Raw genomic sequence first — 12,126 nt, forward strand, 5'->3', positions numbered from 1 at the left:
GCGCCTCAGCGCGTCACGTAATCGAGCACGCGTCCCATCAGCGCGTTGATGCGAGCATAGCTCGCAACGGGTTCGGCCAGAATCACCGGCTCGGATTGCACGTCGATGTCGGGCACCAGTTCGTCGCGGCAATGCTCGACGATGGCGTTCACGGTCTGCGGCGTCGATTCGAGATGAAACTGCAGGCCGATGGCGCGCTCACCCCACTGGAAAGCCTGGTTGCGACAGCCCGCGCTCGACGCCAGGCGCGTCGCGCCACCGGGCAGATCGAAGGTCTCGCCGTGCCAGTGGAACACGCGCTCGCGCGGCGGCAGCGACAACAGCGGCGCGTCCACGGCGGCGCCCTCGATGTCGAGCCAGCCGATCTCGCGCCGAGGGCCGGGATACACACGGGCCCCGAGCGCGTTCGCGATCAGCTGGGCGCCGAGGCAGATGCCCACCACGGGCTTGCCGGCCTGCAGCATCGCGCGCACGAAACGCTTTTCGTCGACGAGCCAGGGCAACGCGGCCTCGTCGTTGACGCTCATCGGGCCGCCCATGACCACGAGCAGGTCGACATCGTTGGGCTGCGGCAGCCGTGCGGACGATTCGAAGAACGGCGTCGTGCTCACGCGCGCGTCACGCTGCCGCAACCAGCTGGCGATGCTGCCGGGGCCTTCGAAGGCGACGTGCTGGAGGATGTGCGCTTTCATGGGCGATCCGCTTTCAAACCGGTGTGCATTATCGCGCGGCAACCAGGCGCAACAAGGTGATCTCCGACGGCGCGCCGAAGCGCAGCGGCGGGCCCCAGTAGCCGGTGCCGCGGCTCGTGTAGACCCACAGCTTGCCGAGCCTCGCGAGGCCCGCGACGAAGGGTTGCTGCAAGGGCACGAAGAAATTCCACGGCAGGAACTGGCCGCCGTGCGTGTGCCCGGAAATCTGCAGGTCGAAACCCGCTTCGGCCGCGGCTGGCGCCGAGCGCGGCTGATGCGCGAGCAGCAGGCGCGCGTCGACTTTCTGCGCACTGCGCGCGGCGGCGAGTGGATCGCTGCGATGCTGCTCGTCGAAATGCCCGGCGCTGTAATCGGTCACGCCGCCGACGAGCAGCCGGGCGCCGCCGTGCTCGATCACCTCGTTCGCGTTGAGCAGTACGCGCAGGCCGAGCGAGCGCCATTCGCGTACCCAGCCATGCGCGCCGTGGTAGTACTCGTGGTTGCCGGTCACGCAGTAACTGCCATGTCGCGAACGCAGTGCGGACAGCGGCTGCACGTGCTCGCGCAGGGCTTCGACGCTGCCGTCGACGATGTCGCCGGTCAGCGCGACGAGGTCCGCATCGAGCGCGTTGACGCGCCGCACGATCGCTTCGAGATAGCCGCGCTTGATCGTCGGCCCGACGTGCACGTCGGACAACTGTGCGATGCGAAAGCCCGACAGCGCCGCGGGCAGGCCGGCGATCGGCACGTCCACCGGCACCACGCGCGCCGTGCGGCGCGCATTGAACAGGCCCACCAGGCTCACGAACGCGGTCAACACCAGCACCGCGAACGCCGACGCCTGCTTCCAGGCGCCGAGCTCGAGCGGGTGCCAGACCGCCCACAGCGCCAGCGGCAGCAGCACCAGATCGCGCAGCAGCGTCAGCACGAACAGGCTGGAGAAAATACCCATCGCGAGGTAACCGGCCCAGGCCAGCGCATCGCCCGCGCCTTGCGGCATGCGGCTGAGCCGGAGCAGCAGCGGCGCGGGCATCAGCAGCGCCGAGAGCAGCAGCAGGGCGCTCGAAACCGCCAGGCCCGAGCTCGACAGCTGCAACGCGGGTAACAGGCGAACGCCGATGTAGGCGTGCAGCAGCAGGCTCAGCAGCGGGACGAGCAGGAAGGAGTTTCGGCGCATTCGGCTTTACATTGAGCGCGTGCAAGGCTTTTCAAGAGTGCGTCAAGAGCGCTGCCCGGCCAGCCGCTCCCGCAGCCACTGCGCACGCTCGGCGATCGCCTCGCGCTCCTGCCTGGATTTGCGCTGCAGGTTCTTGACCTGGAACTGCAATCGCGGATGGCCGTCGAAACGGCGCTCGTGGCGGCCGAGGAAATCCCAGTACAGCGTGGTGAACGGACAGGCATCGTCGCCGATGGCCTTGCCAGGATCGTAGCGGCAATGCGCGCAGTAGTTGCTCATGCGCTCGATGTAGCGGCCCGAGGCGACGTAGGGCTTGGAGCCCAGCACGCCGCCGTCAGCGAACTGGCTCATGCCGATGGTGTTCGGCAGCTCGACCCATTCCACCGCGTCGACGTAGACCGCCAGATACCAGAGATGGATCTCGCGCGGACGCACGCCGAGCAGCAGCGCGAACAGGCCCGTCACCATGAGCCGCTGGATGTGATGCGCGTAGCCGAGCTTCAAGGTCTGGCCGACGGTCTGCGCCATGCACTGCATGTGCGTTTGCGCGTTCCAGTAGAGCCAGGGCAGCGGCTGGTCGGCGCCGAGCTCGTTGTCTTCGGCGAACTCGGGCATGCGCTGCCAGTAGAGCCCGCGCACGTATTCGCGCCAGCCGAGAACCTGCCGCACGAAGCCTTCGACCGCGGCAAGCGGCGCGCGCTTGTTGCGATACGCCTCGATCGCCGTCGCGCAGACTTCGCGCGGATCGAGCAGCTTGAGGTTCATCGCGGCCGACAGCCGCGAGTGATGCAGCAGCGGCTGATCGGCCCACATCGCGTCCTGCCATTGTCCGAATCCGGCGAGCCGGTGCTCGATGAAATCGGCCAGCGCCTGCAAGGCTTCGGTGCGCGTGAGCGGCCAGTCGAACGCATCGAGCTCGCCCGGATGATCTGGGTAGCGCTCGGCGACGAGCGCGAGCACTTGCCGGGTGATCGCATCGGGCTGGAAGCGCCGTGCGGGGCGCAGCGGGCCGGGGCCGTGCGCGCCGAAGCTCTTGCGATTGTCCTCGTCGAAATTACAGCGTCCGCCTTCGGGCTCGCCGTCGTGCATGAGCCAGCCCGTGCGCTGGCGCATCCAGCGATAGAAGTTCTCCATGCGCGGCTGTCGCCTGCCCTGCATCCAGTCGGCGAATTCCTGGCGCGAGCATAGAAAGTGCGGGTCTTCGAGCAGCACGAGTTCGATGCGCGCGTTCCTGGCGACGGCTTCGAGATCACCGACGAGCCGATGTTCGCCGGGCCAGAGCAGGCGAATGCGTTGCGGGCGCAGCTCGCGAAGATCGGCCGCGAGTGCATCGGCCAGCGTGTCGTGCCCGTGCTGCTGCGTCGCGCGGTAGATCAGCCGCCAGCCGCGCCGTTCGATCTCGTGCGCGTAATGGCGCATGGCCGCCAGGAACATCGCGATGCGCGCCTTGTGCGACCAGGCGTAGCGCGCCTCGGCCGGTGCTTCGCACATCCACACCGCGTCCTGCTGCGCATCGAAATCGGCGAAGACCGGCGAATCGGCATCGAGCTGATCGCCCAGCACGACGATGAGTTCGCGGATGTCGTTTTTCGCGGATCGCACTGGGGCCGGAGCTCGCCTGGACATGGAGCAGCCTGTGCCGCGCGGGCTGACGCAGGGCTGATTCGGCCAACGCTACCGCGCCGGCAGGCCGCTGGATATGCTGCCGGCATGCCGAACCCCTCCCCGCTCACGCATCGACTCGCCACGCGCGCCGACCTTGCGCGCATCGTCGAGATCTACAACAGCACGATCGCCTCGCGCGAGGTCACGGCCGATCTCGAACCCATCAGCGTCGAAAGCCGCGAGCCCTGGTTCGCCGAGCATTCGCCGCAGTTCCGCCCGCTCTGGGTCGTCGAGATCGACGGCGAGGTCGCGGGCTGGCTGAGCTTTTCTTCGTTCTACGGCCGGCCGGCCTACGACGGCACCGCCGAGGTCAGCCTCTATATCGACGAGCGCTTCCGCCGCGCCGGCATCGGTCGCTATCTGCTCGGCGAGGCGATGGCGCAGGCGCCGCAGATCGGCGTGCACACGCTGCTCGGCTTCATCTTCGGCCACAACCTGCCGAGCCTGGCGCTGTTCGAGCGCTACGGCTTCGCGCGCTGGGCGCATCTGCCGCGCGTGGCCTTGCTCGACGGCGTCGAGCGCGACCTGGTCATTCTCGGCCGCCGCGTAGCGCCCTAGCGGCCCGCTGCCCCGTCGGGTTTCCACGCCCCGCCGACGGCTTGTCGCGACGGATCGGGGCTGTCGTGACAAACCGCGGCGCGACTTTGAACTAAGCTGCGCGCCACCGCTGTACCGCTCCCCGGATTCCGCCGTGCCCACGCTGATCGCTGTCTTCGTGCTCTATGTGTCCTGCATCGCCTTCGTTCGCCTGCGCAATCGCGCGCACTTGAACTGGGGCCGCCAGCTCACGGATTTTTCCACCTTCATGGTGCCGTTCAACATCCCGGCCTACCTGCTGTCGCGGGTGCCGTTGTCGGCGCGTACGCCGCTGTCCAGCCTGCCGCAGCTGCGCGTGCTGCAGGACAACTGGCAGACGATCCGCGACGAGGCGCTCGCCCTCTACGGCGACGGCCACATCGCGGTGAAAACCGACCTGCCGGGCAGCAGCTTCTACAAGAACGATCGCTGGAAGAGCTTCTACCTCAAGGTCTACGACCATGAGCTTCCGTCGGCCCGCGCACTCGCCCCCAAGACCCTGGCGCTGATCGAGCAGGTGCCCGACATGAACCTGGCACTGTTCGCGGTGCTGATGCCCGGCAAGCGCCTGGGCCAGCACGCTGATCCCTTCGCGCTGAGCCTGCGCTATTCGCTGGGCCTGTCGACGCCCAACTCCGAGCGCTGCGGCCTGATGATCAATGGCGAGCACTACGTCTGGCGCGACGGCGACGCCATCCTGTTCGACGAGACCTACCTGCACGCGGCATACAACGACACGCAGACTCCGCGCATCATCCTGATGACGGACATCGACCGTCCGCTGCGCCTGGCCTGGGTGCAGAAGCTGTACTACCGCTTCGGCCGCTTCTTCAACGGCCTGTTCTATATCGACAATCTGGACAGCAGCCGGTCCGGCGTCGGCAATCGCCTGTGGGGGCCGGTGACGCGCTACAAGGCCACCATGCGCGGTCTCAAGGACCGCAATCGCCGACTGTACAAGTCGGGCAAGCTGCTGCTTTACGCCGTGCTGATCGGCCTGGTGGTCAACTGGGCGCTCTGAGTCGCGCGATCAGCGATAAGGCTCCACCCCGATCCGGCTCGCGCGGATCGGCATCAGGCGCAGGCTTTCGCCGCATTCCTTGATCGCGTCGCAACTGCGGAAGCCGAAGGCCGCATCGAAGCAGATGTTCACCTCCGAAAGCCGCGTGCCCTTGCAGATCAGGTCGACGCTGTCGGCCGTGAGTCCCGGGTTGGCCTCGACGAAGGCCTGGCGCACGGCGCTCGCGGTGGTGTCGAGCCGTTCGGTCACCTTCTTGTAGCGCTCCGGAATCTGGATGCGCCGGCTGCCGCGGTCGACCGCGGCGAGATACTGCGTGGTATCGAGCCCACTGCAGGAGCCGTGCTTGCGCCAGAGCGAGCGCACGCGAATCTTGTTCGGAATCACCCAGAGCCAGCGGTCGCTGTCGGCGTCGGACATGTCCCATTCGGCGCAGCTGTCGTCCTTCTCGGCCGGGCCGCTGCGGCGAAACGGCACCAGTCCGTGATTGACGAAGTAATACTCCTCGCTGCACTGAGGCTCCTTGGAGGTGAGGTTGGCCGAGCAGTACAGCGGCGACCACGAAAGCACCATGCGCCAGCCATCGGGCGGCTCGACGGCCCCAACGCTCGCGCAACAAAAGGCCATTGCAAACAAGGCGATGAGTTGCCTGATCGATGAGGTCGCCGTCCGGCTCCGCATTTTTTCTCCTGTCGCGCTTTATCGAGGGGCTGCTGCGAGCGGCGAACCTACCAGAACCCTTCGTCAGCTTGCAGCACCCCGACCTTTCTCCGGGTTGCACGAGCCGCCATCGCAGTTGGGCGGATGTGGCATTGCGCCGGTTGAACGTGCTCCGAATACTGCCGGACTCTCCCATAACAACAGACCAGGAACCCGCCATGGCCCAACGCGAAGTCTTCGTCGTCTCCGCCCTCCGCACCCCCGTCGGCAGCTTCGGCGGCGGACTCAAGGACGTTCCGCTGGCCCAGCTGGCGACGCTCGCGGTGAAGGAATCGCTGGCCCGCTCGGGCGTTCCGGCCGACCAGATCGACCATCTGGTGATGGGCAACGTGATCCCGACCGAGCCGCGCGACGCCTACCTGTCGCGTGTCGCCACGATCGAAGCCGGCATGCCGAACACCACTCCGGCCTTCAACGTGAACCGCCTGTGCGGCTCGGGCCTGCAGGCCATCGTCTCGGCCGCGCAGTCCATCCTGCTCGGTGACGCCGAAGCCGCGGTCGGCGCCGGCGCCGAATCGATGAGCCGCGGCCCCTACCTGATGCCGGCCGGCCGCTGGGGCGCGCGCATGGGCGACACCGCGATGCTCGACTACATGGTCGGCATCCTCCACGACCCGTTCCAGAACATCCACATGGGCATCACCGCCGAGAACGTCGCCGCGCGCTACGGCGTCACGCGGCAGGACATGGACCAGCTCGCCGCCGAATCGCAGCGCCGCGCCGCCCGCGCCACCGCCGAAGGCCGCTTCGCCTCGCAGCTGATTCCGGTGCCGGTCAAGACGCGCAAGGGCGTCGTCAATTTCGAAGTCGACGAGAACGTGCGCGACGTGACCGTCGAGCAGCTCGCGCAGATGAAGCCGGTGTTCAAGAAGGACGGCCTGGTCACCGCCGGCAACGCCTCGAGCATCAACGACGGCGCCGCTGCGATGGTGCTGGTGTCGGGCGAGAAGCTCAAGGCGCTCGGCCTGAAGCCGCTGGCCCGCCTGGTCGCCTACGGCCATTCCGGCGTCGAGCCGGCGATCATGGGCATCGGCCCGGTCACCGCCACGCGCAACGCGCTCGCCAAGACCAGCCTCACGGTGCGCGATTTCGACGTCATCGAGTCCAACGAAGCCTTCGCCGCCCAGGCCTGCGCGGTCAGCCGCGAACTCGACCTCGACCCGGCCAAGGTCAACCCGAACGGCTCGGGCATCTCGCTCGGCCACCCGGTGGGCGCCACCGGCGTGATGATCGCCACCAAGGCCATCCACGAGCTGCACCGCATCGGCGGCCGCTACGGCCTGGCGACGATGTGCATCGGCGGCGGCCAGGGCATCGCCGCGATCTTCGAGAAGGTCTGAGCCGCATCGCTTCGAACGAAAGGGCCGCCGATGCGGCCCTTTCGTTTTGGGCCGGCCCTCGAGCGGGCCGCTAAACTGCCGGGCTTCCACTCGAAAAATACTCGCGCCGCATGAGCACGCTGACCCTCGTCCGCCACGGACAGGCTTCCTTCGACTCGCACCACTACGACCAGCTGTCCGCGCTCGGCCAGCGCCAGGCGCAGGCGACCGGGGCTTATTTCAAGGCGCGCGGCGAAGCCTTCACGGCCATCTACAGCGGCCCGCGCGAACGCCAGCGCCAGACCGCGCTCGCGATCACCGGGGCGCTCGCGCTGCCCGCAGCCGTGGTGACGAACGCGCTCGACGAGTTCGGCGAAGGCTCCACCCTGCTCGAAGCCGCGAGCGCGCGCACCGGCGTGCCGTTGATCGAGAACGCGAGCGTGAGCCGCAAGGACAAGCTGCGGCTCTACGGCGAGCAGATCGGGCTCTGGGCCGCGGACGCGGTGCGTGTCGACGGCATTCCGCCGGTCGCCGAGTTCCGCGCCGGCATCAAGGCCTGGCTCGACGAACTCACCGCCGCGCCGGGCCGCGGCCACAACGTGCTCGCGGTGACGTCGGCCGGCGTCATCGCCGTGGTGATCGCCGAGCTCATGCAAAGGCCCAGCGCCGAACTCGGCGCGATGATGTCGGTGATCGGCAACGCCTCGTTCACCCGGCTGATCTGGACGCGGGACGCGCGCGTGCTGCACTCGTACAACCAGACCGCGCATCTGTCGGCCGAGCTCGCGAGCGCCATGTAGGCGGGCCGGGCGGCAAGGGCGCGCGAGCGCGCCGCCGAGCCACGCCGACGACAATTCTTTCCGCATCAAGCGCTTGACGGATTCAAAGGCTCCAGCCGAAAAATCCTGTCGATTTCCGCCGCCTCGCCTCGACGTGTTCGTACACACGCCGGTACGCGACCAGGAGACGACCATGCGCTACATGCTGCTGATGATTCCGAAGGGCTACGAATCCGCCGACGCCGGGGCGCAGCCCGACCCCGCTCAAGTCGCCGCGATGATGCGATACAACGAATCGCTGCAACGCGCGGGCGTGCTGCTGGCGATCGATTCGCTGCATCCGCCCGCGAGCGGCGCGCGCGTGCATTTCACGGCTGGCCGGGCGCGCGTCGTCGATGGCCCGTTCGCCGAGGCCAAGGAAGTGCTCGGCGGCTACTGGCTGATCCAGGCCCAGTCGCGCGAAGAGGCGATCGCCTGGGCCATGCGCTGCCCGGCCGGCGACGACGAGGTGATCGAAGTCCGCCAGGTGCACGAGTTCGGCGATTTCTCGCCCGAGGTGCAGGCTGCCGCGGGCGACTACTTCGAGAGGGTCGGGAAACGCTGAAAGCCCCCAATCGAACACACATCGAAAACGCACAACGCAGAAAGGATTCGCCATGCTCAAGATCATGCTCATCGTCGTCGTGCTCGCCATCGTCGGCCTGCTGGCTTATGCATCGACCAAGCCAGATGCATTCCGCGTGCAACGCTCGCTTACGATTCACGCACCGGCCGATAAATTGTTCGCGCTCGTCGACGATCTGAGCGCCTGGAAACAGTGGTCGCCGTACGAAGCCAAAGACCCGGACATGCAGCATCGCTTCGAGGGGCCGGCCAGCGGCGTCGGCGCCAAGATGGCCTGGGCCGGCAACAGTCAGGTCGGCGAAGGCAGCATGTTGATCAGCGAATCGCAGCCCGATCGCAAGATCGTCATGCAGCTCGAATTCCTCAAGCCGATGCAGGCGCAGCACGTCGCAACCTTTGACTTCGCGAGCAACGGCGACACCACCACGGTGAGCTGGGCGATGGAAGGCAAGGCCAACCTCGTCTCCAAGCTCATGAGCGTGTTCTTCGACATGGACCAGATGATCGGTGGCGATTTCGCCCAGGGCCTGCAGAATCTCAAGAAGATCACCGAACCGAACTGAGCCCCGCACACCGATCCCATGAGCAGCCCGCATGACATCCGCCGCACGATCGACGCGGTCTGGCGTATCGAATCGGCTCGCGTCGTCGCCACCGTCGCGCGGCTCGTGCACGACGTCGGCGTCGCCGAAGAACTCGCGCAGGACGCGCTGATCTCGGCATTGGAGCAATGGCCGGGCGAAGGCATTCCGCGCAATGCCGGCGCCTGGCTCACGGCCGCGGCCAAGAACCGGGCGATCGACTGGCTGCGCCGCGGCACGCTGATCGAGCGCAAGCATGAAGAGCTCGCACGCGAGCTGGAGGGCGAATCCACCATGCCCGCACCCGACGACACCGCCGCGCTCGAAGACGACATCGGCGACGACCTGCTGCGCCTGATCTTCACGGCCTGCCATCCGGTGCTCACGCCCGATGCCCGCAGCGCGCTCACGCTGAAACTGCTCGGCGGACTCTCCACCGACGAAATCGCACGCGCCTATCTGACGCCGGAGCCGACGATCGCGCAGCGCATCGTGCGCGCCAAACGCTCTTTGACGGACGCCAAGGTTCCGTTCGAAGTGCCGCGCGCAAGCGAGCTTCCCGAGCGCCTGTCCTCGGTGCTCGAAGTGCTCTACCTGATCTTCAACGAAGGCTATTCGGCGACCGCGGGCGACGACTGGGTGCGTCCCGCGCTCTGCGAAGAAGCGCTGCGCGTCGGCCGCATCCTGGCGGGGCTGATGTCCGGCGAATCCGAAGTGCATGGCCTGGTTGCGCTGATGGAGATTCAAGCCTCGCGAGCGAAGGCGCGCGTGAAAGCCGATGGCGAGCCGGTGCTGTTGCTCGAACAGAACCGGGCGCTGTGGGATCAGCTGCTGATTCGTCGAGGGCTCGCGGCGCTGCAACGCGCCGAAACGCTCGGCGGAAGCCTTGGCCCTTATGCGCTGCAAGCCGCGATCGCGGCCTGTCACGCACGCGCACGCACGGCCGAAGACACCGACTGGACGCGCATCGCCGCGCTCTACGAAGCGCTCGCGCAGATCACGCCCTCGCCGATCGTCGAGCTCAATCGCGCGGTCGCGGTGAGCATGGCGTTCGGCCCGGCCGAAGCCTTGCGCATCGTCGACGAGCTCATGCAGGAGCCCGTGCTGCGCCAATACCATTTGTTGCCGAGCGTGCGCGGCGACCTGCTGTTCAAGCTGCAACGCTTCACCGAAGCGCGCGAGGCGTTCGAACGCGCCGCCTCGCTCACACGCAACGAACGCGAACGCAAGCTGCTGCTCGCCCGCGCCGCCGCCTGCGCGCATTGAAAGCGCATCACGACACGATCAAGGAACGACCATGTCCCTCATCCAAACCGCCGTCATCAGTCCCTGCCTCTGGTTCGACCATCAGGCCGAAGAAGCCGCCACGCATTACGTCGGTATTTTTCCGAACGCGAAAATCCACAAGATCGCGCGTTATCCAAACGTCGGCCAGGACGTGCACGGACGCGAGGCCGGCTCGGTGATGACCGTCGAATTCGAACTCGAAGGCGTGTTGTTCTGCGCCCTCAACGCCGGGCCTGCATTCCAGTTCAACGAGGCGATTTCGCTGCAGATTCTCTGCGACACGCAGGAGCAGATCGATCACTACTGGCCAGCTCGGCGAAGGCGGCGGCGGACGATCCGTGCAATGCGGCTGGCTCAAGGATCGCTACGGCGTCTCGTGGCAGGTGGCTCCCCGCATCCTCGGCCAACTCGCGGTCGACCCCGATCCGGTGCAAGCCGCACGCGTGTTCGGCGCGATGATGAAGATGGTCAAGATCGATCTTGCGCAGATCGAGCAGGCGGCGAACGGCGGGTGAAGCCTCACTCTCCCGTCGGCGGCGGCTCTCCGGTCAGAATGCGGAACAGCGGCTCGTTGATGTAGTGGTTGCTGCGTCCGAACTTGCGCTTGACCAGCAAGCCGTCTTCCGCCAGAACGTCCAGATAACGCGTCGCCGTCAGGCGCGAAACCTTGAGATCGTGCTGAACGAACTCGATCTTCGTATACGGATACGAGAACAGATTGTTGATCAGATCCTGGCTGTAGAACTTATGCTTCGCGCGAATGCAATGCTTGTAATCCAGCAGCAGGCTATTGATGTCCTGAATCGTGGTAATGCCTTCGGCTGCGGTCTTTTCGACGGCATCGAGCATGTACAGCACCCAGTCTTCCCAGGCGTCGCGTTCGCGTACGGCTTGCAGCTTGCCTTAGTAATCGGACTTGGTCCGTACGATCGAGCGACTCAGGTAGAGCACCGGAATGTCGAGCAGTTTTTCTTTGACGAGATACAGCACGTTGATGATGCGCCCGGTGCGTCCATTGCCGTCGTAAAACGGATGGATGCTCTCGAATTGATGATGGATCATCGCCATCTTCACGAGCGGATCGGCATCGAACGACGTGGCATCGTTGATGAAGCGTTCGAGGTCGCCCATCAGGCCGGGCAACCGCTCTGGCGACGGCGGCGTGTAGATGACACGACCCGCGCCATCCCTGAGCGTGGTGCCCGGAAGCTTGCGATAACCCGGCCGGCTCTGCTCCAGCGCAGTCCGAATCTCCAGAATGTGATTGCCGGTCAACAGGCCGGTCTGGCGCACGGCGGCCAGGCCAATCTGCAGCGCATGCGAATAAAGCCGCACTTCCTTGGCCGCCGCACTGTAGGGTGACTCCGCGCTTCCCTCGCGAAACAATTCGTCATGGGTCGTCACGATGTTCTCGATCGCCGAGCTTTCCTTCGCCTCCTGCAAACCGAGCGTGCTGATCAGAATGCTCTGGTTCGGAATCGAAGCCGCCACGCCCTTGAGTTCCGCCAGCTGGCGGTTGGCGGAGACCAGTTTCTTGAGCACGGCCGGCGTCTCGAAGCGGGCCGGACCAATCGCCTGCGCGAGCTGCCTGGGCGGTGAGAAAGTGCGCGGCGCGTGGCGTCACCCAGACCACCTTGCCGGCCACCGGCAGGCGCTCGGCGTTGTCTCATTTCTGAACTCGAAGCGGA

Annotated in this window: 11 protein-coding genes and 2 pseudogenes; 8 read left to right on the top strand and 5 right to left on the bottom strand. The window is 66.4% G+C overall.

Annotation, left to right across the window (positions count from 1 at the left end):
• Positions 1–5 precede the first annotated feature (5 nt).
• From WQQ_RS06255 to WQQ_RS06265, 3 genes are read right to left on the bottom strand one after another with little or no spacing between them, the layout of a single operon-like run.
• Entirely contained in the window at positions 6–692 is a 687-nt protein-coding gene (locus WQQ_RS06255) for a type 1 glutamine amidotransferase (protein WP_007184251.1), read from the bottom strand.
• 28 nt (positions 693–720) lie between these two features.
• On the bottom strand, positions 721–1,869 hold the full coding sequence (locus WQQ_RS06260) for a metallophosphoesterase (RefSeq protein ID WP_007184252.1): 1,149 nt from the start codon (positions 1,867–1,869) through the stop codon (positions 721–723).
• Positions 1,870–1,911: 42 nt separating this feature from the next.
• Positions 1,912–3,495: a cryptochrome/photolyase family protein gene (locus tag WQQ_RS06265; protein ID WP_050997581.1), complete on the bottom strand. Its 1,584-nt coding sequence runs from the start codon at positions 3,493–3,495 to the stop codon at positions 1,912–1,914.
• 84 nt (positions 3,496–3,579) lie between these two features.
• Here WQQ_RS06265 and WQQ_RS06270 point away from each other — a divergent pair, with 84 nt between their 5' ends.
• Together WQQ_RS06270 and WQQ_RS06275 are read left to right on the top strand one after the other, a co-directional pair.
• Positions 3,580–4,092, top strand: a complete 513-nt coding sequence (locus WQQ_RS06270; protein ID WP_007184254.1) for a GNAT family N-acetyltransferase — start codon at positions 3,580–3,582, stop codon at positions 4,090–4,092.
• Between the two features lie 133 nt (positions 4,093–4,225).
• Positions 4,226–5,131 (top strand): aspartyl/asparaginyl beta-hydroxylase domain-containing protein, encoded by a 906-nt coding sequence (locus WQQ_RS06275; protein WP_007184255.1) that lies wholly within the window; start codon positions 4,226–4,228, stop codon positions 5,129–5,131.
• Between the two features lie 9 nt (positions 5,132–5,140).
• On the opposite strand, the gene WQQ_RS06280 is transcribed toward WQQ_RS06275, so the two are convergent.
• A complete protein-coding gene (locus tag WQQ_RS06280) occupies positions 5,141–5,701 on the bottom strand; it encodes a ribonuclease T2 family protein (protein WP_157534523.1) in 561 nt (186 codons plus the stop codon).
• 305 nt (positions 5,702–6,006) lie between these two features.
• Between WQQ_RS06280 and WQQ_RS06285 the strand changes: the two genes are divergently transcribed.
• The 6 genes and pseudogenes from WQQ_RS06285 (at position 6,007) to WQQ_RS25220 (ending at position 10,953) form a co-directional block, all read left to right on the top strand.
• Positions 6,007–7,188 (top strand): acetyl-CoA C-acyltransferase family protein, encoded by a 1,182-nt coding sequence (locus tag WQQ_RS06285; RefSeq protein ID WP_007184257.1) that lies wholly within the window; start codon positions 6,007–6,009, stop codon positions 7,186–7,188.
• Positions 7,189–7,298: 110 nt separating this feature from the next.
• On the top strand, positions 7,299–7,967 hold the full coding sequence (locus WQQ_RS06290) for a histidine phosphatase family protein (RefSeq protein ID WP_007184259.1): 669 nt from the start codon (positions 7,299–7,301) through the stop codon (positions 7,965–7,967).
• A 172-nt stretch (positions 7,968–8,139) separates the two neighbouring features.
• Positions 8,140–8,550: a YciI family protein gene (locus tag WQQ_RS06295; protein ID WP_007184260.1), complete on the top strand. Its 411-nt coding sequence runs from the start codon at positions 8,140–8,142 to the stop codon at positions 8,548–8,550.
• 52 nt (positions 8,551–8,602) lie between these two features.
• Complete coding sequence (locus WQQ_RS06300; protein WP_007184261.1) at positions 8,603–9,133, top strand: SRPBCC family protein; 531 nt, start codon at positions 8,603–8,605, stop codon at positions 9,131–9,133.
• Between the two features lie 18 nt (positions 9,134–9,151).
• Positions 9,152–10,417, top strand: coding sequence for an RNA polymerase sigma factor (locus tag WQQ_RS06305; RefSeq protein ID WP_007184262.1), 1,266 nt, complete (start codon positions 9,152–9,154; stop codon positions 10,415–10,417).
• Between the two features lie 31 nt (positions 10,418–10,448).
• Positions 10,449–10,953, top strand: a pseudogene (locus tag WQQ_RS25220) (VOC family protein).
• Between the two features lie 4 nt (positions 10,954–10,957).
• Here the strand turns inward: WQQ_RS25220 and WQQ_RS25400 are convergent.
• Positions 10,958–12,010: pseudogene (locus WQQ_RS25400) on the bottom strand (Fic family protein).
• Between the last annotated feature and the right edge of the window lie 116 nt (positions 12,011–12,126).

The organism is Hydrocarboniphaga effusa AP103, from assembly GCF_000271305.1.
Lineage (GTDB): Bacteria > Pseudomonadota > Gammaproteobacteria > Nevskiales > Nevskiaceae > Hydrocarboniphaga > Hydrocarboniphaga effusa.